This window comes from Streptomyces cyaneus, assembly GCF_004028635.1.
GTDB classification, from domain to species: domain Bacteria; phylum Actinomycetota; class Actinomycetes; order Streptomycetales; family Streptomycetaceae; genus Streptomyces; species Streptomyces cyaneus.
Genome location: NZ_RQJW01000016.1, coordinates 91,953 through 113,397 on the forward strand (window position 1 = coordinate 91,953; position 21,445 = coordinate 113,397).

Consider the following 21,445-nt stretch of genomic DNA (forward strand, 5'->3'; position numbering starts at 1 on the left):
TTGGAGTAGCCGCCATGGCAGCCACCTTGCCCGCGACCGGGTCCGCAGCCGCCGCCGACCCCCAGCGCCTCACCGTCGACCTCGCCGCCTCCGAGGGGCCGGTGATGCTCGGCGCCAACGGCGCGCTGTACGGGCTCAGCGACGACGGGGTGCCCAGCGACGCCGCGCTGGCGCCCCTGAAGGTCACCAGCATCTCGCAGAAGCCGGAGGGCGGCGCCCAGCACCCCAACGGCGACGCGCTCACCGTCTCGAAGTCGTTCCTCCGCAACGGCGGCGGCGAGATCAACGTGATGATGCAGGACATCTACGCCAAGTGGCCGTACGAGGATCTCGGCATCGACGACTACCTCCCCAAGGTCGACAAGATCGCCAAGGAGGTGTCGGCGGACCCGAACAGCGAGCGGTTCGTCTACATCCCGTTCAACGAGCCCGACCAGATCTGGTACAAGCTCGGGGTCGCCGACCAGGCGCAGTACGAGGCGAACCGGGACCGGTTCTTCAAGGACTGGAAGACGGTGTACCAGCGCATCCGCGCGATCGACCCGGACGCGAGGATCGCGGGCCCGAACGAAGCCGCCTACCACTCCCGCCTGTTGAAGGACTTCCTCGCGTTCGCCAAGCGGGAGAACGTCCTGCCGCAGGTGATGACCTGGCACGAGCTGGGTTCCGGCTCGCTGCGCGACTTCCAGGCGCACTACGACAACTACCGTTCCCTGGAGCGGGATCTGGGCATCGCTCCCCTGAAGATCAACATCGATGAGTACGCCAACCGTCGCGACCTGTCCGTCCCGGGGCAACTCGTGCAGTGGGTGTCGATGTTCGAGCGGAACAAGGTGTACGCCAACGCGGCCTACTGGGACGCCGCCGGCAATCTCAGCGGCCATGTGGTGCGTTCGAACATCCCCAACGGCGGCTGGTGGTTCTTCCGCTGGTACGCCGGACTGACCGGTGACACCGTCAAGGTGACCCCGCCGCAACCCAATACGATCGACACCCTTCAGGGCCTGGCCTCGCTGGACGCCTCCCGCCGCCAGGCCCAGGTCCTGCTCGGTGGCTCCGCCAGCGACTCCGACGTCGTGGTGCGGGGCGTCGACCGCTCCCTGTTCGGCCGTACGGTCACCGCGACCGTCGCCGAGGCCGCCTGGTCCGGCTACGAAGGACAGCACGCCACGCCTCGCGTCCTCACCCGTACGAAGGTGCGGGTCGCCGACGACGGTTCGGTCACGGTGCCGCTGCGCGGCATGCACAAGATGTCCGCCTACCGGATCGTCCTCACCCCCGGCGGCACGGGCACCCCCTCCCCCGCCGCCGTCCCCTGGTCGGCGTCGTACGAGGCCGAGGCCGCCGCCATCACCGACGGCAAGGTCTACACCCAGGGCACCGTCGAGAACGCCAACGGCTACGCCGCCTCCGGCACGAAGGACGTCGGCTCCCTCAACCAGGCCACCAGCAAGGTGGACTTCACGGTCACTGTGCCTCGCGAAGGGTCCTACGACCTGGCGATCCTGTACGGCAACCAGTCCGGCACGCCCGCCACGCAGAAGTTGTCCGTGGATGGAGGAACCCCGGTCACGGTGACCTATCCCTCCACCGAGAACTGGACCTACCGCGCCAAGAAGGACGTCACGGTGCGGCTGTCCGAAGGCACCCATGTCCTCACGCTCGCGAAGGGCGACGCCGAGGTCACCCTCGACCGTGTCGACCTGACCGCCCGCACGGGTGCGGCCTCCGCGTCGTACGAGGCCACGCTGGCCGACATCAGCGGGAAGCCGTCGTACGACTACTCGTCCTCGGCCGGCGTGGGCACCGGCGCTCTCGTCCTGCGCTCGGGGGACAAGGCGGTGTTCGACGTCTACGCCCCGCGTGACGGCTACTACACGGTGGTGCCGCGGGCCTCGGCGCCGGTCCGGCTGGCGCTGCACGGCGAGACGGTGACGGCGGCGCCCGGACGCGCCCTGCGGCTCTACCTGGTGGCCGGCAACAACCGCGTCGCGGTGACTGCGGGGCAGGCCGCCGTCCGCTCGCTCGACGTCTCGGGCGACGGATCGACGTCCGGCACGCTCTCCTACGAGGCCGCCTCGGCCACCCTCGCGGGCGGGGCCAAACTAGTCGACTCGGCGTACGCCTCCACCGGTTCCTACATCGGCAAGCTCGGCAACAGCGCCTCCAGCACCGCCGAGTTCACGGTGCGGGCGCCCAGCTCCGGCCGCTATCTGCTGGTCGTCCACTACGCGCACAACGACCGGCGCGACAACGGCCACGCCTACAACACGGACATCATGTCCCGTACGGCGGACATCACCGTGGGGAACGCGGCGCCGGTGAAGGTCACCTTCAAGAACACCTGGAGCACGGACGACTACTGGACGCTCGGCGTCCCCGTCGACCTGAAGAAGGGCTCCAACAAGGTGACGTTCGCCAACGCGACGGCGTGGGCACCGAACATCGACCGCATCGAACTGGGCCGAGTCGTCGACCGGCCGTAGTCCGACCGTTCCACCCGCTCACCCGCTCCACCTCAGGTGGAGCGGGTGGGTGCGCGGCTGTCATGGTGCCGCCGTCAGGCGACCTGCCCGCTGTGCAGCGCCGTGTACGCCCCGCCTCGGCGCAGGAGTTCCTCGTGCGTGCCGATCTCCTGGATCCGGCCCTCCCCCATCACCACGATCCGGTCGGCACCCCGCACGGTGGACAGCCGGTGTGCCACCACGAAGGTGGTACGGCCGTGCAGGAGGCGGGCGAGGGCCTGCTGGACGAGCGCCTCCGACCGGGTGTCCAGGGCCGAGGTCGCCTCGTCGAGGACCAGCACCCTCGGGTCCCGGATCAGGGCCCGGGCGATGGCCAGGCGCTGCCGCTGTCCGCCGGACAGCCGTGCCCCGCGCTCGCCGACCAGGGTGTCGAGGCCCTGCGGCAGCCGGTCGACGAACTCCAGCGCGTTGGCGTCGCGCAGCGCCGCGCGCACCGTCTCCTCGTCGGCGTCGTCCATGCCGTAGGCGACGTTCTCGCGGATGGTGCCGTCGAAGAGGATCGACTCCTGCGGCACGACCGAGAGGAAGCGGCGGTATGTGCGCAGGTCGAGGGTGCTCATGTCCGTGCCGTCGAGCAGCAGCCGGCCGGAGGCCGGGCGGATGAAGCCGATGACGAGGTTCAGCACGGTGGACTTGCCCGCACCGGACGCGCCGACGAGGGCGATGGTCTCCCCCGGTGTGACGGAGAGGCTGAAGTCCCGTACGGCCGGGTGGCCGCCGTCCTCGTAGGCGTACCCGACGCCCTCGAAGGTCACGGCTCCGCGCAGTGCGGCGAGTTCGGCCTTGCCCTCGTTGTCCTCCAGCTCTGGGGCTTGGAGCACCTCACCGACGGAACGGACGGACTCCAGGCCCTTGGTGATGACCGGGGCCAGCCCTGCCAACGTTGTCGTGGAGTTGGTGAGGGTGGTCAGGAAGGCACTCAGCATGACGACGTCACCGGCCGTCACGCCCCAGACGCCGTAGTACGAGATCAGCGCCGCGCCGGCGAGCACCAGCACACCGACGACGTTCAGCACGACCCAGGCGAGCGAGCCGAAGCGGCCGTTGACGAGATCGAGGCGCATGCCGGAGGTCAGCAGCCGGTGCAGGGTGCCGTCCATGCGGCGCAGCGCCTTGCCCTCCAGACCGTGGGCGCGGGTGACCGGGATGAGGCGCGTCATCTCCGTCACCCGGGACGACAGGGTCTCGACCTCGTGCCGGAAGCGCTCGTTGTGGGCGCGCAGGCGCGCCCTGAGGCGGGCCACGACCAGTGCGGCCGCTGGCACGACCACGAGGAAGACGGGCACGAACTCCGGTGTGCGTACGGCGATGATGACGAGGCCACCGATGAGTACGGTGCCCGCGCCGAGCCCCGTCTCCGCGGTCTGCTGCACCATCTGCTCGACGGTCTCCACGTCACGTACGACCTTCGCCTGCAGCACACCGGCGCTGACCCGTGAGTGGTAGCCGATGGAGAGCTGCTGCATGCGTGTGCACAGCGCGGAGCGCAGGCCGGTGCCCATCCGGCGCACGCTGCCGTACAGCAGGCGTACGTACAGCAGGTGCAGGGGGTAGTTGACGAGCAGGATGAGCATGATGACGCCGGTGCTCAGCCAGAGCCGGCTGATCGGCTGGTGCTGGACGACGGTGTCGATGATGGACGCGGTGATCAGCGGCAGCAGCCAGATCGGGCTGTGCTTGACCGTGAAGACGCCGACCGCCGCCGCGAGGCGGTGACGGTCGGCCCGGAACAGATAGGCGAGGGTGCGTACGGGGTGTTCGCCGCGATAGCGGTGGTCGAGCGGTCTCTCGTGCGACGACGCCATCGGCGTTGTCCTTCCCAGGTTTCCGAACGGGAGCAAGCGCTTTCCTATCCCATCTCGGGAGGAATACACACCCGGTCGCGCACGGATTCCCGGGAGAAGGTTCCAGCGGACTCCGGAGGGTCGGTTCAGACAGCGTCCAGCTCCGCGAGTTCCTCGGCGGTGAGCACGAGGTCGGTCGCGGCGAGCGAGTCCAGGATCGTCTCCGGCCGGCTCGCCCCCGGGATCGGCACGACGACGGGTGACTTGGCGAGCATCCAGGCCAGGCACACGCGCTGCGGGCTCACCCCGTGCGCCTCGGCGACCCGGGCGAACGGGGCGTAGGCGGAGCCCAGTTCGCGGGCCCGGGAGATACCGCCGAGGGGACTCCAGGGCAGGAACGCGATGCCGAGTTCGTCGCACAGCCGCAGCTCCGGCTCGCTGGAGCGGAACGCCGGGGAGAACTGGTTCTGCACGGAGACCAGCCGACCGCCCAGGATGTCGTTCGCCTGCTTGATCTGCTCCGGGTTCGCGTTGGAGATCCCGGCCATGCGGATCTTGCCCTCGTCGAGCAGCTCGCGTACGGCGCCGACGGACTCGGCGTAGGGCACCCGCGGGTCGGGGCGGTGGAACTGGTAGAGCCCGATGGCCTCGACGCCGAGCCGGCGCAGGGAGTCCTCGCAGGCTTCCTTGAGGTGCCGGGGGCTGCCGTCAAGGGTCCAACTGCCGTCGCCGGGGCGCAGATGGCCGCCCTTCGTGGCGACCAGGACGTCCTGGCCCAGGTCGTGGGAGCCGAGCGCCTTGGCGATCAGGGTCTCGTTGTGACCGACCTCGTCGGCGTCCCGGTGGTAGGCGTCGGCGGTGTCGATCAGGGTCACGCCGGCGTCGAGCGCGGCATGGATCGTGGCGAGCGAGCGTGCCTCGTCCGGGCGCCCCTCGATGGACATGGGCATCGCGCCCAGTCCGATCGCGCTGACCTCGACGTCACCGATGCGGCGGGTGTGCATGGGTCGTGACCTCTTTCGGCTGTCGCGCGGGAAACGTTGTCGTCCGGCGGGCGGGCCGCGGATCACGGCCGTACCGGGCCGACACCAGCGTGGCTGTCCGGACGCGAGAGGTCCAATAGAAGAAAGAGAACGCATTCAGCGACGGCGCCACTGAATCCGTGGTGCGGGGTCCCGCCGGGCGCGGAGGTCGACCCCCCGTCGTCCATCTGCCCGTCTGCCCATCTGCCTATCCACCTATCTGCTTGCACGGCCTCCCGGTTGGTGTGGCACGCTCACCCTTGACCAGCACGGCGAGAGGCGGCGGCATGCGCATCGGACTGCTCGGCACCGGCCCGTGGGCCCAGATGGCCTACGCTCCCGCCCTGAGCCGGCACGGCGAACTGGACTTCGTAGGAGTGTGGGGCCGCCGTGCGGCCGCCGCGAAGGAGCTGGCCGACAGCTACGGCGTGCGTGCCCACGACGACGTGGACGCGCTGTTCGCCGACGTGGACGCCGTTGCCGTTGCCCTGCCGCCGGCCGTGCAGGCCGATCTGGCGGTGCGGGCCGCGCGGGCAGGCTGTCATCTGCTGCTGGACAAGCCGCTCGCGCTGACGGTGCGGGAGGGACGGGCGCTCGTCGAGGCCGTCGGGGAGGCCGGTGTGGCCTCGGTCGTGTTCTTCACCGCCCGTTTCCAGTCGGAGACCGAGGCGTGGATCACCGAACAGGCGGCCGTGGAAGGCTGGTTCATGGGCCGCGCGCAGTGGCTGGGCGCCGTGTTCAGCGGTGACGGCAACCCGTTTGCGGCCTCGCCGTGGCGGCGGGAGAAGGGCGCTCTGTGGGACGTGGGTCCCCACGCCCTGTCCGTGCTGCTGCCGATACTGGGCGACGCCCGGCGCGTGATGGCCGCCGCGCACGGGCCCGGCGACACCGTCCATTTGGTCCTCGAGCACGTCAGCGGCGCGTCGAGCACGCTCGCCCTGAGCCTCACGGCGCCGCCCGCGGCAGCGGGGGCCGCGGTGGAGCTGCGGGGCGCGGCCGGTGTGACGCTGCTTCCGGAGAGCGCCGACAGCGCGGTGTCCGCCCTCATCCGAGCCGGGGACGCCCTGCTGGCCGCCTCCCGCACCGGGCGGGCGCATGCGTGCGACGCGGCGTTCGGTCTGCGGGTCACCGAGATCCTGGCGGCGGCCGAAGCGCTGTTGAACGGCGGCGCGTGACGGCGCGGCCGGACAGGTCGCAGGGGTTGTAGCCGCCCGATACGGCGACGTTCGGGGCAGTGGCCCCATCGCGGCATGCTCGGCCGCACCGGCTCTAGGGCGTGTATCGGAAGTGGATCTTGCGTGAGATGATCTTGATCCGTGGCAGATGGGGATCTGACGCATGCTCAATGGGCCCAGCTCGAACCGCTGCTGCCCAGGGGCAGGAAGCCGGGACGCCCGCCGATACGGATCTTCACCGAGCTGCAGGCCAACGCGAAGAACCTGATCATCTGGGACGTCAACGAGTAGTTGTGACTCCTTCATCCCGCCTGCGCGGGTTGTTGGTGGCGAGCAGTTCCTGTAGGAGCTCAACGACGAGATCGGGCTGCCCTATGTACGGGGAGTGGCCCGTCTGCCACTCGCGCACGCCGGTGCAGCGCGAGGCCATCTTCCGCTGCAGGCCTGGGTCGATGGCTCGGTCCTGCGCGCAGACGACGTAGGTGGAGGAAATGTGCTTCCAGCTGTGGCGCTCTGGGACTCCTCGCCCGCAGCCGGGGGCTTGCGCACGCAGGAGGCCGACCGCCCAGGCGGCGAGGGGGTCGGGACAGTCGCCATAGAGGGTGGCGACAGCCCGGTCGGGGTGCAGGCTGGTCGAGCCGTCGGGCTCTGGGTTGATCGCGTCCTGGAGCTGCGGGGACGCCCCACCCAGACTGGCCGCGCTCTCGCCGACATCCGGCACGAAGGCCGCCAGATAGACCAAGTGTCCCGCTCCGCGCACTCCGGTGATCACTGACCCACCGTAGGAGTGACCGAGCACAAGCGGAGGCTCGTGCAGCGCGTCGATGACTGCCTGGACCACAGCTGTGTCAGCGAGCAATGAGCCCCGGTGGAGCTCGGGAACGACAACGTCGGTTCCTGTGGTCCGCAAGCGTTCTGCCACTACGGCGAAGTGCTCGGGACGGTGATACAGGCCGTGAACGAGCACCACGGCGGCCAATTCGCCCGCCTCCTCAAGTCGGCGTCAGGCCAGTGATCCTAGCTCCGGACCATGGCCGGCCATCACTCACCACGTGATCCATTTCCGATACACGTCCTAGTCCTCTTCGGCCATTTCCTGGACGGTGTACTTGCTGGTGCCGTCCGGCAGGGTCTCGTCGTACATCTTGCGTACCAGCTGTACCTGGTGGGGGCGAGCTTGGGCTTCTGGCCGCAGGTGCGGCCACGGGCCCGGGCGGCGGTGTCCCTGACAGGCCTCGCGTCTTCAGAGATGACGACGCGCCTCAATCCAATGACACATCCCCCGGGGTGAGGTGGAGCGGCAGGTCGGGGTTGAGTTGGCTCGGTGAGGCAGAGAACGCCGGCAGGGCGACAAGGGTCCACAGGAGGGTCAGTGTGGTGAACAGGGCGTTTACTGCGAGGATCCGAGCGACGGGCTGCTGCCAGCCTGAGAGATGTTCGCTGCCGCGGAACAGGGGGAACGGAGTTCCCCGGTCGCGGGCGAGTCTGTCCATGAATACGAAGGTGGCTGTCCACATTCCCAGCAGAAAGACTTCGAGCAGGGGAAGTTGGTACCAGTGGCCGGCGAACAGTGCAGGGCCCGGGGATGCACTGACATAGGCGTAGGAGCCGGTCAGAATCCAGAGCTGCTCGAAGAGACAACTCGCAGCCATGCACACGGCCAGAGTGGCAACGAGGAGGGTGGTGCGCCGCCAGTTCTTGCGAGGGCTGCAGACCCGGTCGAGAAGCCACCTTGAGACCAAGATCCAGCTGGCCATGAGCGTGTAGGGCAGGCCGTCGGCCGACAGGGGCGTGATGAACTGAGACTCGGGGTTGTCGCCATGCCAGCCTGGGATCCAGGGGCCCCAGCTGCTGACGTTGACGGTGACCCGGCTCAGACCGAACACATAGCCGTCGTACTGGTACAGCGGGGTCACCCACAACGACAGCAGGCCACTGGCGAACATCGCCCCACTGAGCGTGATCTGTCGCGCAGCGCGGTATCGGCGCACCAGGTAAACCGCTAGGGCAGCCGTCAAAGCGACAACGACCCCCTGCCAGACCCATAGGAGCAGTCTGCGCGTGGCGGAGGTCCCGTAGTCGCCGGAGCCGACCGAGTGCACACCTCCGTCGATGATCCATCGGCCGTATACCACCATGGAGAAGCCGACGTAGAGCAGCCCGAGAAGGGCCCAGTAGATATTGGGTTGCCGCCACAAACTGGTGTGGTGGTGGATCACCCCGGACGTGGGTAGGGCCATAGTCGCCTCCGGAGGGGTTCGTGTTTCCGGACAGGTAACCGATCGTTTCTCATGCGGTGGTTCACAGCTTCGAGTGCTCCTCGTGGGCTTCGCCTGGAGGCGGTAGCTCGGCATCAGGTGAAGCTGTCTGCGGTGATGAAGCACCGGGAGGAACGACCTCTTGCATCAGTTGTATTTCAATGCCGCAGCCTGAAGGTGTTCCGCGGCGAGCTCACCGCTGGCGAGCGCCGCGTTAGTGGCGCTGTAGGAGAGAAAGTCGCCCGCGAACTGGATGCGCGAATCAGGGTTGATGCTCCTGGTGAACTGGCTGAGGCTGCGGTAGCCATGGGCGGGGCGGGCCAGGAGGGCTTGTTCCCAGCGGTGCACGACACACATCTCCTGATGGGCGTCGATGTGTTCAGCCAGGTCAGGGAATGTCTCGCGGAGCGCGTGAAGAGCATCAGCGATGACGACGTCGTCATCCGACGCGAAGTGCTTTCCGGTCCAGGAACCTCGGAAGTGGGCTGCGACGAGCCCTTTGCCTGCCGGTGCGCGGCCCTGGCTGAGATTGTGGTTGAAGGTGACGCCGAGGAGATCGCGGCTCTCGCGACAAGGGACGAGGAAGCCCAGAGCCGGCTCCGTGGGGGGCCGTCGCAGCCCGAAGGTGACGCGAATGTCAGGGATGTATCGCAAGGCCGACAGGTATTCTCGCTGGCGCTCCGAGAGCTGGGGAACAATCCGGGGCACGTTCGGGCCAGGAACTGCCACCACGCAGGCATCGGCCCTTGTGCTGTGCTCCCTTCCTCCACGCTGCCAGAGGACGTGGACACCGCTGGCGTCTTCACTCACCCGGGTCGCGCTTGCGGCGTACTCGACGCGGAGTCGCTCAGCGAGCAGCTGCGTCAGCGTGCCGACGCCCGCATCGAAGTTGAATGCCGGTGCCTTGAGCGTTGCCCAGAGCGGGATGAGAGCGCCGACGGCTGATACGTCGCGGGGCTCTGCCAGGAAGTAGCCACTGCACAGGGGTTCGATCAAGTAGTCGAGCAGTTCCTCATTCAGTCGTCGAACGGCCCAGTCGTCTGCATTCTCCACGTCGATCTCAGCTGCGCCGGACATGTCGCCCCACTGCAGCAATGGAGTTGCCCGGCGAAGGTCTCGCAAGAGGTTGATGGCCTTGAGTTTTGACTTCCAGCTGAACAGTCGAGTGCGTACAAGACCGGACGGCCGGCTGAAGTCCAGGCGGTGGATCTTCCCTGCCCGCAACACGCCCCACACGTTCGTACTGGGCTGGATCTCTGCCGCCAGTCCGGCATCGGTCAGGAGTCGGACCATGGCTGTGTAGTTGTACGACAGCCAGAGCGCGCCGAGGTCCACTCGGTAGCCGTCTCGCTCGACTGTGGTCATGCGACCGCCAACTCGGTCTTCCTGTTCCAGGACGGTCACCGTGTGTCCCGCCTGCTCCAGGCGGAAGGCCGCGGTCATGCCGGCGATGCCGGCGCCGACAACGATCACGTGCTTGGGGCCAGACTCGCTGGTCATCTTCCCCCCATAGGATTGTGGTCAGCAGGTACATCGCACAGACGATTTCGCACGTGGCGGGGTGCCGCCGTCGTTGCCGGCCCGGCGCAACGACATCGGTCTCTCGCAGGCAAACGGCTGGGGGATGGCGCTCATGACCGAAGCCGTGCACATGTGGCTCAGGGCTCAGAGTCGGGCTGTTGTCCGGGCTCACGACGCTCTGTGAGATCAACGGCAGATATATGTCCGGGAATCATGAAGCCTGCTGCAAGGTCCTGGCAGGGAGGCTGTCCAGCCACCACGCGAGGGCAGGCATCGTCAGCGGGGCCAGGGCGTCCGCCGGTGGCTCCTGAGAAATGGAGCTCTCGATCTTCACCGCTCCGGGGTGAAGGCCATCGGGGTTGGTATACCGCTCCATCGTCAAACCGGCATTGAGGTTGCGGGCTACGACCTTTCCGACAGCGGTGATGTACCTCTGCAGAGGGGGACTGGCGGAAGGCGTAACACGGTCACGCAACTGCAGGTAGCAGGACATGGAAGCGTCCCTCAGAGCCACCGCCTCAGCAATGGCCTGCGAGGGGGCGCACTGGGAGCGGCGCGCGAGGATGTCTACGACGTTCTCGACAGCGAACCTCTTTCCCCGCTCCAAGTTTTGCGACAGCCAGATATCTCGACCGTAGGAGAACAGATCGTTGTCGACCTCCCCGGTCAGCGCCGCTGCCGCAACAAGCGCCCTCACCGGATCAGACTGGATTTCATGCCCGGGCACTTCTCCCGTGGCCAGCTCGATCGCCGCCATCGTGACCCACGCTCCACCGGCCAGCGGCCGGACCCGCACCCACTCGTCCAGTGAGAGCGTGCCTCCCCGGGAAATGCACGAGGTCTCACGCGCGACACCCAGGAGCCACCCCCGGTGCTCCTGGGCCCAGCGGTGGAAGACTGCAGCCGTGGAGCACGCCCGCCCCCGCCGCGCCAGGTCACACCAAGCCGCCCCAAGGGGGCTCTCGTCGGCCACGAGGGAACTCGGGGGAGACTCAAGCGCATTGAGCGCATCGAAACCGAGATCGACGGCATCGGACAACGTCGTGGCGCTCCTGTCGAATTGATCGTCCATCACGTACGCCAGATACGTCCAGTCGACCAGGAGCTGGAGTACATCCACGGAGGTATCAGAGGGCACCATCCTGGGAAGCCACGCGTGGGCATCGGTCTGGTCCAGCCGGGCGGCATCCTCCCGCCTGTCACAAAAACCGAATCGCCTCAGCCATTCCATTCCGTGGTGGCGGAGGGTCTCCTCCAGCGGGTTCTCCCGCACCGCAATTGGACAGTAGATCGACGGCAGTTCAATAGTGAGCGTGTTCATTCCTCTCCTTCTCCCAGGTCCGCCTCGTCGGCCATCTGCTTCACCGCTTGCTTGCGATTCTGGGTGGCATAGCAGATGTCGTCGCTGGGCCGGCTGATGAGCTGCGGGAACACGTCCTTCAGCGGGCCGTCGACCAGAGTGAAGTGGTCGGGGACCTCGCCCAGGGTGCCGATGACCTCCTCGTGGTGGCCCCCGTGCCGATCAGCAGGATGTCGTAGTCCTTGCGCGCGAAGCGGACAGTTTCCTTGTGGACCTTGGTGACCAGGAGGCAGGTGGCGTCGATGGTGGTGAGCGATGCGCACACTGGCCACAGAGATCATGAGGTCCTCCAAACCGCCTGCTTCGCCAACCGCTTCAGCTCGTCCTCCACCCCACGCGGCAGGTGGGCGTCCTGCAGCGCGGAGAGCGCCTGTTCGTAGCGGTCGCGAATCATGGTCTCGACGGCCCGGTCGGCCCCGGTGGCCTCGATCACCGCGCGCAGGGGGGCCGCGCCCCCCTCGTCAAGGTGGGGGCTGCCGTACAGGGTGCGCAGCAGCCGCGCTTGGCCCACATCGGCCCGCTGAAGTGCCAGGGCGATCAGAGCGGTGGGCTTGCCCTCCCGCAGATCGTCCAGGACCGGCTTGCCGGTGTCCGTGGGGCTGCCGAAGACTCCCAGCAGGTCGTCCCGCAGCTGGAAGGCCTCTCCCAAAGGGAGCGCGAACGCACTGAGCTGCTCGAGGTATTGCTCATCGGCACCTGCCAGGGCGGCACCGATGTGCAGCGGCCTCTCGATGGTGTATTTGGCGGTTTTGTAGCGGGCGACGGCCAGCGCCTGCTCGACATCGGCCGTGGGGCGTCCGGTGGCCAGTAGGTCGAGGTACTGGCCGTACATCACCTCGCTGCGCATCACGTCTATCAGCGGCCGCAGCCGTTCGCGCTGCGCGGTGCTCAGCCCTGTTTCCCGGCCGGTAAGGAGTTCGTCGGACCAGATCAGGGCGAGGTCACCGGCCAGGATCGCGGCCCCGGTGCCGAGGCTGTCGGCCGCGGCCGGGGTACGGTCGCTTCGGTGGCGGGCGGCGAGTGTCCGGTGGACGGTGGGCTGTCCGCGGCGGGTGTCGGAGTGGTCCATCACGTCGTCGTGGATCATGCAGAAGGTGTGGAACATCTCCAACGCCGCCCCCGCCCGCACCGCCGTCGCCGGACTCCCGCTGTCGCTGTCGCGGGCGGCGTGCCAGCCCAGCACACACAACAGCGGACGGATCCGCTTGCCCCCGGCCGCCAGGAATTCCCCCACTGCCTGTGGCGCATCGACGGGCAGCCCCTGTCGACGGGCCGCGGCCGTCTTGCGAGCGACGAAGGCGTGCAGGATCGTGCCCACTTCACGGCGTACCGCCTGCGCATCCAGCAGGCCCGGCGGCGTAGAGGATGCCCGGGCTTGCGGCTGGGCCGTGGAGGCGATCGGTGTGGTCATGACGGCTCCCCCGCCCTGGTGGCATGTCCGGTCGTGAAGTCCGCGGTCTCGATGGCTTCAGGCAGAGGTAGTGCCTCGTCCACCAAGACATCGACGATCTTCGATTCCGGTCGGTTCGAAGGACTTCGCCCTGGCGGAAGATCCAGCCTTTGCCGTTGCCGCAAGAGACGCCGAGGTCGGCTTCGCGGGCCTCGCCGGGCCCGTTGCCCACGCATCCCATGACCGCGGTGCGCAGGTGGTGGGAGAAGTCGTGGAAGGCGGCTTCGACCTGGGCGGCGAGCGGTGCCCAGGCCGTCGTGGCGCAGGCCGTCCTCGACGGTGACGACCAGGCGGTGTCCGGCGGCCGGATCGGTCAGGACCGGTGAAACGGGCAGCAGCCAGCGCGGGTCGATGACGGTGGTGCCGATCCCGAAGTCCTCCAGGTCCCTCGCCGCCGTATACGCCTGGGAAGCCATCGGCCCGACCGCCACCAGCAGCACGTCTCGGCTGCCCGCCGTACTGCAGTGCAGCACGTCCCCGACCTGAAGCCGCTCCACCGCCGGCACATCGACGGGAGTGGAGCCTTTGGGGAATCGCAGCAGACTCGGCCCCTGCTCGAAGCAGACCGCCTCGGTGAGGAGTTCGGCAAGGCGCACCCCGTCGCGCGGGGCGGCGATGCGCAGACCGGGGACGTTCGCACCGCCGCGCTGGTGACGGCATGCTGTTCGGCGATGCCCACATCGAAGTCCCGATCCGGGAAGCATTCGGCTGGGGCGTGCAGGCCGGTGGGGCGCAGTATCGACGCCGTCACGCCCACGATGTCGTGACGTTCGGCGGCCAGGTCGGCCAGGCTCGTGGAGGCACTCGTCCACGACGGCAACGCTGGGGAGGGTGGTGTCCAGTAACGAGCCGGCAGCAGAGGGCTTCGGCGGGGACTTGGAGACCGTGGCCATCAGGGGTCCGCCTTACGTCACATCGCGAGTGGGGGACAAGCCGACCGGGCACAACAGCATCTCCAGGATGTGCGGGGCGAAAGGCTGATGTGGGCCCTCCGCGACCGGATCACCCTCACTATGGGCGCGATCACACCGGCGTGCGCAAGGTGCAGCCCACCCGCGCGTTGAGCGGGACATGACCTACGAAGCACGCCGCGGAGACCGCCACACCACAAAGGGGCAAAGCTGTCACATCCATGCGAATCCGCCCGCGCACGCCTCAAGACGCCCTGGCAGAAACGACACTGCGTACTTGCTCCCGAACGAAACCGCGTCCACCCCGGCCCCGCGCACGGCGTCGAAGGTGAACAGCAAGTGCTCCCTGCGGACGCGGGGGTACGTCGGTCTACTACATCACCGTCAGGTCCCAGCTCTGAACGAGTAGTTCCGATGCGGCTCAGTGGTCGTAGGCGATCAGTGAGCGGGTGAGGGGTGCGGCGATGGTGCGCTTGTGCCAGATCGCGCAGGTCATCGCCAGGATGCGCTGAACCACACGGACGCCGACGCCTTCAATGGTCCGGCCGCCATGTTGTTCCAGGTCGAGCCGGCCCTTGAGGGTGTCGTTGACCGACTCGATCAGCTGGCACACGGTCTTGAGCAGGGCTTCTCCCGGCCGTGAGGGACCCCGGTCGCGGTAGGAGCACCGCAGCAGGCTGATGCCGCGGGCGGCGAGGAAGCGGTCGAGTCCGGCGGCGATGCAGCCCTTGTCAGTCAGGATGAGCAGGTCGAGTCGGTCGGCGGCCAGGTGCGGTTCGTTGTCGATCAGGGCGGCCAGCACCCGCCGCTCGTCGATCTTGGGATCGGCCAGGGCCAGGTGACCGGCGGGCTGGCCGGGGTGCACACCAGGTGCAGTTTCAGGCCCCAGTAGACGCGTGAGTGGGAGCGGCAGTAGCCGTAGTTGGCCGATCCTGCCAGGTCGGAGGAAACCGAGCATGACCTGGGCCACGGCCAGGGTGACCAGCTCCGCGTCGGTCAGCCGAGGCGGCCGACCACGCCGCCGCGAGTCTTCACGCGTGCGGCAGCGACAGCGGGAGTCCGGCGACGGCGGCGCGGGCGGGGGCGGCGTGCTACTCAAGATCCACTTTCGATACACACCCTAGTCCTCGAACGGCTCGTCACTCCACCGGAACCAGGCCCTGTCCCCCTCGATGTGCAGCAGGAACTCGGCGACCGGGCCGTCCGGCGAGGACAGTGAGACGCGTCTTCGGATCTCGTCGTAGGCCGCCTCCCAGGCTTCCCAGACCTCGTCGTAGCCCCGCTCCAGCAGGGCCAGTTCACGGGCGAACAGGTCGTGGACCGCGTCGTATCCCGGACCGGGCGTGAAGCGGCCCGACAGCCACGGGAAGTCGGCCTCGTCGATCAGGATCTCCCCGACCGACTCGTCACCGCCGCGCACCTGCCAGATCTCACCGTCGAACCCCATGCCGCCTCCGCGTCAGCTGTCGATCACACCGTCGACCAGCATGGCACCCGGCACTGACAAGCGGCCCGGACCTGCACTCGGACCGGGCCGCCCGTGATGTACCGCTCCTCGGTGCTACGCCTTGCTACGCCTGGCCCGCCGCATGGAAGTTGATGCGCTCACTGACGACGGGGAAACCGGCCTTGGCGAAGTTCGCGGCCATGGGGAAATTGCCCCGGTCCGTAGCTCCGGTGACCACCTGCGCGCCCTGCTCGACAAGGAAGTGGGTGCACTCCGCGAGGAGGTCGTAGGCGTAACCGTGGCCGCGCTGTTCCGGGACGACCCCGATGAAGCCGATCGTCGGGCCGGAGGGGTTGTGTGCCGGGATGTGGATGCCGGCGAGGTCGCCGTCCGGGGTGTGCGCGAGCTGCCACCACTCCCGTGGGGACGGGCACCAGTGGAAGAAGTCGAGCTCCTCCTGCGCGGCCCGGTCCAGGCCGCCCTCCTCGATGGCCCGCAGCGAGTGGGCGTCCAAGGTGACGGAGTGGATGCGGCGCAGCGCGTCGAAGAAGACCGCGTCGTCCGGCTCGGCACTGAAGCGCAGGCGTCCGGGCCGCTCGGGCAGGCCGAGGTCCGGGGTCCAGCGGTACAGGAAGCGTTCCACCAGGAGTTCGTAGCCGGCCGCGCGTGCGGCGGTGAAACGGGCCTCGGCGGCGGCCTTCAGGTCGAGCTCGTCCCGCCAGTTGCCGGGCAGGTTGATCTCGAGTTCGACCTGCCAGGGGGCGGAGCGCAGGAGTTCGGCGCCGGCCTCCTCCTCGCCCTCGGCCACGTCGAACCAGTTGATGTTGATGGGCTCCGAGTCGTCGGGGCCGCCCCACCAGGCGCCGCGAGCGACGACCGCGCCGTCACGCAGCGCCACCCGCTTCCACTCGGGGCGGAAACGGGTCCGCCGGTGCCCCTCACGGGCGTTCAGCGGGTCGGGGTGTGCGTCGAAGAGATGGGCGTCGCTCGCAGAGAGCGTACGGATGACCGGATCGGTCACGGATTCCTCCGGGATGCAGGCTGCTTGGAGCGCTCCCGGTCAGATCACACGAACCACGCCGGGGCAACGGAGAAGGGAGCGCTGAAAAGGTGTGAATCGCACGGCACTCGCCTCCTTCCGTCCGTCTCAGGGCGTGGAGCCAAACGGTACGTGATCTCTCTCGGGTCCGTCCACGGAATTTTCGGGCGACTCCTGGAGGCGGGTACGCCCCTGCGTCCACGAGTGCTCGGGAGCTCCCGGGAGCGCTCTCAGAGGCCTGCGGGCTTAAGTGGGCCTTAGGGGAGGGTTAAGCAGTCGTGGTCATTCCATGGCGCTTCAAGTTCCCGCAGTTCAGGTGGATTTGAGCGAGACGCAGAGGTATTGGCTGAGGTGGGGGTCGTGCGTACCATCGGGGCCCATCGTTGGCGTCCAGGCCAAGTTCGAGAGCGCTCTCACTATGGTCCCGAGCCAGCTCTCGAGCAGCACGTCCGCCTCGCCACCGCAGCCCGCACACCCCCACAAGTGCTCCGGGAGACCCCCCACATGACACCCCGTCATCAGCGCAACCTCGGCCGACGCAGGCTTCTCTTCGCCCTCGGCGGCGCGGCGGTGGCCGCCCCCGCCGTCGCCACCATGGCCCCCTACGCCCTCGCGGGTACACCCGCGGACGGCGTCGATCCCGCCGCGGCGGGGCCGCTGCCGCTGACGATCGTCAACGACAGCGGCTCCTTCGGCAACGCGAACGTCCACGTCTACATCGTGGGCAACCTGGACGGCAGGCAGGTGCGGGTCACACCCGACGGGACCCTTGCGCCGATCGCGCTGTCGGACAACGGCCCCGACGGCTTCACCGACTACGCCATCGGCCTGGCCGGCAGCGGCGAGACCCGGCTGTCCCTCCCCTACATGTCCGGGCGGATCTATGTGTCGCTCGGCCAGAAGCTCAAGTTCAAGGCCGTCACTGACGGCAACGGAAATGCCGCGCTGCAGTACCCGGCGGGCTGGGTGGCTTCCGACCCCAACTACCCGGTGCTGCACGACTGTGCCGAGTTCACGTACAACGCCTCCGGAATGTTCTGCAACACCACCATGGTCGACATGTTCAGCGTCCCCCTGAGCATTCGGCTGACCGGTGCCAAGGACCAGACGGCGGGCAAGCTGCGCGCCGGCGGGCGGGCGGCCGCGTTCGCCGCGGTGCGCCAGGTCGAGGAGTTCGCGCGGCTCGTCGTGGACGACACGCGCGTGATCGCCCCGGGACACGGCCTGGATGCCGGCCTGTTCGCCAAGGACTACTTCGCCCCGTACATCGACGAGGTGTGGAGCACGTACGCCGGGCGGGACCTGACCGTCACCACCAACGCGGGTACGTTCACGGGGCGGGTGCGCGGTGACCGGTTCACCTTCGGCGGGCCCGCTCAGGTGTCCTTCGCCAAGCCGTCGACCCGGGACGTGCTGTTCTGCGACGGCAACCTCGCCGCCCCCAACGACGGCACCACCGGCCCCGTCGCCGCCGTACTCGGTGCCGGTTTCAACCGCTCGACGCTGCTCAGCCACCCGGCCCAGCCGACGACCGACGCCGCCACCTTCTACCGGACCGGCCTCACGAACCATTACGCCAAGGCGATGCACGCCGCCACCGAGGACGGCAAGGCGTACGGCTTCGCCTTCGACGACGTGGCCGACTTCGCCTCGTACATCCAGGACACGGCGCCTACGGGGATCAGGCTGACGCTCACGCCCTTCGAGGGCTGACGCGGCCTGCGAGGGCCCTCGGCCCTTGGGCAACCCTTGGGCACCCTCGGTTTCATCGCGGGAGCGGAGAGGTACTCCGGGTGTCCAAGGGGCGACCGGTGCGCAGCGGGGTCCTGGCGCCTCCGGATGCAGGGTCCGCTCCGGCGTTGAATGGTGATAGCAGACCCGATGACCGCACCGGGCCCGAAGTAGTGATCCGGATCCGAGGAGCAGAGATGATGCCGACGTCCCAGCCCGAAGCGTCCGGGCCGTCCGAGGAGCGCACCACCCCGGACGACCTGCTCCACGCCCGCACCGGCACCGATGTGTCCCCCGAGGACATCGTGCTTGCCTCAGGCAAGGACCTCACCCCGCGCAACCTGGAATGGGCCAAGCGCAAGCTGGAGGCAGAGGGGCCGTCCGCGCTCGACAAGCTGCTGCCCTAGCCGAGACGGCCACGATCCGCACAGGTCGCCCCCGGGTGCGGGCCGGCACCCGGAGCGGCGGCCATGTGCGCCTGCCGTGCGCGCCACGCCATGCCGTGCTACGCCGCGCCGGGCCGGGCCGCCTCACCCGGACTCACCCCCGCCCTCCCGCGAACAGAGCACCGGCACCCGCTGCACGACGTTGTTGGCGAAACCCCCGCGGCTCCAGAGCGGCTCCAGTGGCTGGGTCTGGCCCCAGGCGTCGGTGGCCCGTGCGCTCAGCACGTGTGTGCCCGGGGTCGCCGTCCAGCTGTGCCGCCAGCGGCGCCACGCCCACCGGTGACCGGCGTCCGGCTCCAGCTCGGCCTCCTGCCAGCTGCGCCCCGCGTCCGCGCTGACCTCGACGCGCGTCACCGGCCCGCGCCCGGACCAGGCACGCCCCTCCAGGGGCACCGGGCCGGGCCGGACCACTCGGGAACGGGACATGAAGTCGGGGAAGCCCGGCGGAACGAGCAGGGCTCGGGGGGCGATGCGGGTGACGGGCTCGCCCTCGTCCTCGGGGTGACGGCGCAGTCGGTAGGCCACGGCCTGCTGGAAACCCGTGAACGGCACGTCGGTGACGGTCACCTCGCGCAGCCACTTCACATGCGCCATGCCGTACCACCCGGGCACGACCAGCCGTAGCGGGCGGCCGTGCTGCGGGGGCAGCGGGGCACCGTTCATGGCGTACGCCACCAGCACCTCCGGATCGCTGCCCGTGGCCACGTCGACGGGCAGAGCGCGCCGGTAGTCCTGCTCGACGCCGCGCTCGACTCCGTGGTCGGCGCCCGTGAAGACCACGTCGACCGCGCCGGGCTCGACTCCGGTCTCGGCGAGCAGCAGGCGCAGCGGTACGCCCGTCCACTCGGCGGTGCCGACCGCCTCGACCAGCCAGGGCTGGCTCACCGGCCGGGGTGTCAGCAGGGCCCGGCCATTGCCGGCGCACTCCAGTGTGACCCGGGTGGTGACCTGCGGGAACGTCCGCAGATCGGCCAGGTCCAGGCGCAGCGGGCGGCGGACGCGGCCGCCGAGGGTGAGGTGCCAGGGGGTGTCGTCGGGGACGTAGGGGATGTCGTAGTGGGTCAGGACGTAGTGCAGGCCGGGCGGGGTGAGGTCGTAGCGCAGGGCTTCGAGCGGGAGGCCGTGGTTGCGGGTGGCGAGTGCCAGTTCGTCCTGGCCGATGCCCTCCTCGGGGGCGGCCAGCCTGGCCGGTGCGCTCACGTCGGCGAGTCGATGCCCCATACCCGCATTATCGACCCGTACGCGCATGTCGCGCTGCGGCATCGGCGGGAGGTGGCGCAACTTCCGTTCCTTCCCTGTCACTTCACGCCGGTAATGGTTTCGGGCTCACCCTTTCGAAAGGGGTCTTGCGACTGTCAGACTCCTGAAGGTGCCCGACTTCGACATGCTCGTCATCGGATCCGGACCGGGTGGCCAGAAAGCCGCCATCGCCGCGGCCAAGCTGGGCCGCCGGGTCGCCGTCGTCGACCGCCCCGACATGGTCGGCGGCGTCTCCATCCACACCGGGACCATCCCCTCCAAGACCCTGCGCGAGGCGGTGCTGTACCTCACCGGTCTGACCCAGCGCGATCTGTACGGGCAGAGCTACCGGCTCAAGGAGGACATCACCGTCGCCGACCTGACCGCCCGCACCCAGCACGTGGTCGGCCGCGAGGTGGACGTCATCCGCAGCCAGCTCTCCCGCAACCACGTCGCCCTGTACGCCGGGACCGGCCGCTTCGTCGACCCGCACACCGTCGCCCTGCACGAGGTCACCGGCCACGAACGGCTGCTCACCGCCGAGCACATCGTCATCGCCACCGGCACCCGGCCCGCCCGGCCCGGCAGTGTGGAGTTCGACGGGCGGACGATCATGGACTCGGACAACGTCCTCGCGCTGGAGCGGGTGCCGCGTTCCATGGTCATCGTCGGTGCCGGTGTCATCGGCATGGAGTACGCCAGCATGTTCGCCGCACTCGGCAGCAAGGTCACCGTGGTGGAGAAGCGCGCGGGAATGCTCGACATGTGCGACGTCGAGGTGATCGAGTCGCTCAAGTACCACCTGCGGGACCTCGCCGTGACGTTCCGCTTCGGCGAGACCGTCGCCGCGGTCGAGCAGCATCCCCGCGGCACGCTGACCATCCTGGAGAGCGGCAAGAAGATCCCCGCCGACGCGGTGATGTACTCGGCGGGCCGGCAGGGGCTCACCGACGAGCTGGACCTGGACAAGGCCGGGCTCACCGCGGACCCGCGCGGCCGGATCACGGTCGACGAGCACTACCGCACCGAGGTGCCACACATCTACGCCGTCGGCGACGTCATCGGCTTTCCGGCGCTGGCCGCGACCTCGATGGAGCAAGGGCGGGCGGCGGCGTATCACGCCTTCGGGGAGCCCGTCGGCGGGATGCACAACCTCCAGCCGATCGGCATCTACACCATCCCGGAGATCAGCTTCGTGGGGCGGACCGAGGACCAGCTCACCGAGGACCGGGTGCCGTTCGAGGTCGGCGTCTCCCGCTATCGGGAGCTGGCCCGCGGGCAGATCATCGGCGACTCGCACGGCATGCTGAAGCTGCTGGTCTCCCCCGAGGACCGCACGCTGCTCGGGGTGCACTGCTTCGGTACGGGGGCGACGGAGCTCATCCACATCGGGCAGTCGGTGATGGGGTGCGGCGGCACCGTCGACTATCTGGTCAACGCGGTGTTCAACTACCCGACGCTCGCCGAGTCGTACAAGGTCGCCGCGCTGGACGCCACGAACAGGCTGCGCCAGATCGACCGGATCGGGGACTGAGCG

17 protein-coding genes and 3 pseudogenes are annotated in these 21,445 nt (G+C 68.7%); 6 read left to right on the forward strand and 14 right to left on the reverse strand.

Going from position 1 to position 21,445, the window contains the following annotated elements; genetic code table 11:
- Window positions 1-14: 14 nt before the first annotated feature.
- On the forward strand, window positions 15-2,486 hold the full coding sequence (locus EHO50_RS38425; protein ID WP_128436477.1) for a carbohydrate-binding protein: 2,472 nt from the start codon (window positions 15-17) through the stop codon (window positions 2,484-2,486).
- 74 nt (window positions 2,487-2,560) lie between these two features.
- Here EHO50_RS38425 and EHO50_RS38430 read toward each other — a convergent pair whose 3' ends face one another.
- Together EHO50_RS38430 and EHO50_RS38435 are read right to left on the reverse strand one after the other, a co-directional pair.
- Window positions 2,561-4,330 carry an ABC transporter ATP-binding protein gene (locus EHO50_RS38430; RefSeq protein WP_128436478.1) on the reverse strand — a complete coding sequence of 590 codons (1,770 nt, stop codon included), beginning with the start codon at window positions 4,328-4,330 and terminating at the stop codon, window positions 2,561-2,563.
- 125 nt (window positions 4,331-4,455) lie between these two features.
- The gene (locus EHO50_RS38435; RefSeq protein WP_128436479.1) at window positions 4,456-5,313 is read right to left on the reverse strand and encodes an aldo/keto reductase; all 858 of its coding nucleotides are present in this window, start codon (window positions 5,311-5,313) and stop codon (window positions 4,456-4,458) included.
- A gap of 305 nt (window positions 5,314-5,618) precedes the next feature.
- On the opposite strand from EHO50_RS38435, the gene EHO50_RS38440 reads away from it, so the two are divergent.
- Both EHO50_RS38440 and EHO50_RS44335 read left to right on the forward strand, forming a co-directional pair.
- Complete coding sequence (locus EHO50_RS38440) at window positions 5,619-6,506, forward strand: Gfo/Idh/MocA family protein (protein WP_128436480.1); 888 nt, start codon at window positions 5,619-5,621, stop codon at window positions 6,504-6,506.
- A 141-nt stretch (window positions 6,507-6,647) separates the two neighbouring features.
- Window positions 6,648-6,797: a hypothetical protein gene (locus tag EHO50_RS44335; RefSeq protein WP_181449777.1), complete on the forward strand. Its 150-nt coding sequence runs from the start codon at window positions 6,648-6,650 to the stop codon at window positions 6,795-6,797.
- On the opposite strand, the gene EHO50_RS38445 is transcribed toward EHO50_RS44335, so the two are convergent.
- The 11 genes and pseudogenes from EHO50_RS38445 to EHO50_RS38495 form a co-directional block, all read right to left on the reverse strand.
- Window positions 6,787-7,485 (reverse strand): alpha/beta hydrolase, encoded by a 699-nt coding sequence (locus EHO50_RS38445; protein WP_128436481.1) that lies wholly within the window; start codon window positions 7,483-7,485, stop codon window positions 6,787-6,789. The two genes, EHO50_RS44335 and EHO50_RS38445, sit on opposite strands and share 11 nt — an antisense overlap.
- A gap of 283 nt (window positions 7,486-7,768) precedes the next feature.
- Window positions 7,769-8,725, reverse strand: coding sequence for a spirocyclase AveC family protein (locus tag EHO50_RS38450; protein WP_164905073.1), 957 nt, complete (start codon window positions 8,723-8,725; stop codon window positions 7,769-7,771).
- Window positions 8,726-8,911: 186 nt separating this feature from the next.
- Window positions 8,912-10,264 (reverse strand): protoporphyrinogen/coproporphyrinogen oxidase, encoded by a 1,353-nt coding sequence (locus tag EHO50_RS38455; RefSeq protein ID WP_128436483.1) that lies wholly within the window; start codon window positions 10,262-10,264, stop codon window positions 8,912-8,914.
- Between the two features lie 232 nt (window positions 10,265-10,496).
- Entirely contained in the window at window positions 10,497-11,606 is a 1,110-nt protein-coding gene (locus EHO50_RS38460) for a terpene synthase family protein (RefSeq protein WP_128436484.1), read from the reverse strand.
- Between the two features lie 14 nt (window positions 11,607-11,620).
- Window positions 11,621-11,898: pseudogene (locus tag EHO50_RS38465) on the reverse strand (4-hydroxy-3-methylbut-2-enyl diphosphate reductase); the annotation flags it as partial.
- Between the two features lie 24 nt (window positions 11,899-11,922).
- The gene (locus tag EHO50_RS38470; RefSeq protein WP_128436485.1) at window positions 11,923-13,056 is read right to left on the reverse strand and encodes a polyprenyl synthetase family protein; all 1,134 of its coding nucleotides are present in this window, start codon (window positions 13,054-13,056) and stop codon (window positions 11,923-11,925) included.
- Entirely contained in the window at window positions 12,965-13,405 is a 441-nt protein-coding gene (locus EHO50_RS46200) for a flavodoxin-dependent (E)-4-hydroxy-3-methylbut-2-enyl-diphosphate synthase (protein WP_425472356.1), read from the reverse strand. The genes EHO50_RS38470 and EHO50_RS46200 overlap by 92 nt, the downstream gene beginning before the upstream one ends.
- Window positions 13,398-13,511: pseudogene (locus EHO50_RS46205) on the reverse strand (hypothetical protein); the annotation flags it as partial. The pseudogene EHO50_RS46205 and the gene EHO50_RS46200, both read right to left, overlap by 8 nt.
- Window positions 13,512-14,427: 916 nt before the next feature.
- Window positions 14,428-14,951: pseudogene (locus EHO50_RS38485) on the reverse strand (transposase family protein); the annotation flags it as partial.
- A 175-nt stretch (window positions 14,952-15,126) separates the two neighbouring features.
- On the reverse strand, window positions 15,127-15,453 hold the full coding sequence (locus EHO50_RS38490; RefSeq protein WP_128436486.1) for a hypothetical protein: 327 nt from the start codon (window positions 15,451-15,453) through the stop codon (window positions 15,127-15,129).
- Window positions 15,454-15,577: 124 nt separating this feature from the next.
- A complete protein-coding gene (locus tag EHO50_RS38495) occupies window positions 15,578-16,474 on the reverse strand; it encodes a GNAT family N-acetyltransferase (protein ID WP_128436487.1) in 897 nt (298 codons plus the stop codon).
- 522 nt (window positions 16,475-16,996) lie between these two features.
- On the opposite strand from EHO50_RS38495, the gene EHO50_RS38500 reads away from it, so the two are divergent.
- Window positions 16,997-18,205, forward strand: a complete 1,209-nt coding sequence (locus tag EHO50_RS38500; RefSeq protein ID WP_128436488.1) for a beta-1,3-glucanase family protein — start codon at window positions 16,997-16,999, stop codon at window positions 18,203-18,205.
- A 218-nt stretch (window positions 18,206-18,423) separates the two neighbouring features.
- Entirely contained in the window at window positions 18,424-18,630 is a 207-nt protein-coding gene (locus EHO50_RS38505) for a hypothetical protein (RefSeq protein WP_128436560.1), read from the forward strand.
- Window positions 18,631-18,753: 123 nt separating this feature from the next.
- On the opposite strand, the gene EHO50_RS38510 is transcribed toward EHO50_RS38505, so the two are convergent.
- Window positions 18,754-19,890, reverse strand: coding sequence for a sulfite oxidase (locus EHO50_RS38510; protein WP_128436489.1), 1,137 nt, complete (start codon window positions 19,888-19,890; stop codon window positions 18,754-18,756).
- Between the two features lie 148 nt (window positions 19,891-20,038).
- Here EHO50_RS38510 and sthA point away from each other — a divergent pair, with 148 nt between their 5' ends.
- Window positions 20,039-21,442 carry a Si-specific NAD(P)(+) transhydrogenase gene (sthA, locus tag EHO50_RS38515; protein WP_128436490.1) on the forward strand — a complete coding sequence of 468 codons (1,404 nt, stop codon included), beginning with the start codon at window positions 20,039-20,041 and terminating at the stop codon, window positions 21,440-21,442.
- Window positions 21,443-21,445 lie beyond the last annotated feature (3 nt).

Excerpts from the sequence above, each read along its gene's own strand:
- EHO50_RS38490 (WP_128436486.1), bottom strand. The coding sequence starts at position 15,453 with ATGGGGTTCGACGGTGAGATCTGGCAGGTGCGCGGCGGTGACGAGTCG.
- EHO50_RS38435 (WP_128436479.1), bottom strand. The coding sequence starts at position 5,313 with ATGCACACCCGCCGCATCGGTGACGTCGAGGTCAGCGCGATCGGACTG.
- EHO50_RS38425 (WP_128436477.1), top strand. The coding sequence starts at position 15 with ATGGCAGCCACCTTGCCCGCGACCGGGTCCGCAGCCGCCGCCGACCCC.
- EHO50_RS38455 (WP_128436483.1), bottom strand. The coding sequence starts at position 10,264 with ATGACCAGCGAGTCTGGCCCCAAGCACGTGATCGTTGTCGGCGCCGGC.
- EHO50_RS38470 (WP_128436485.1), bottom strand. The coding sequence starts at position 13,056 with ATGACCACACCGATCGCCTCCACGGCCCAGCCGCAAGCCCGGGCATCC.
- EHO50_RS38460 (WP_128436484.1), bottom strand. The coding sequence starts at position 11,606 with ATGAACACGCTCACTATTGAACTGCCGTCGATCTACTGTCCAATTGCG.
- EHO50_RS38440 (WP_128436480.1), top strand. The coding sequence starts at position 5,619 with ATGCGCATCGGACTGCTCGGCACCGGCCCGTGGGCCCAGATGGCCTAC.
- EHO50_RS38500 (WP_128436488.1), top strand. The coding sequence starts at position 16,997 with ATGACACCCCGTCATCAGCGCAACCTCGGCCGACGCAGGCTTCTCTTC.
- EHO50_RS38430 (WP_128436478.1), bottom strand. The coding sequence starts at position 4,330 with ATGGCGTCGTCGCACGAGAGACCGCTCGACCACCGCTATCGCGGCGAA.
- EHO50_RS38510 (WP_128436489.1), bottom strand. The coding sequence starts at position 19,890 with ATGGGGCATCGACTCGCCGACGTGAGCGCACCGGCCAGGCTGGCCGCC.
- EHO50_RS38505 (WP_128436560.1), top strand. The coding sequence starts at position 18,424 with ATGCCGACGTCCCAGCCCGAAGCGTCCGGGCCGTCCGAGGAGCGCACC.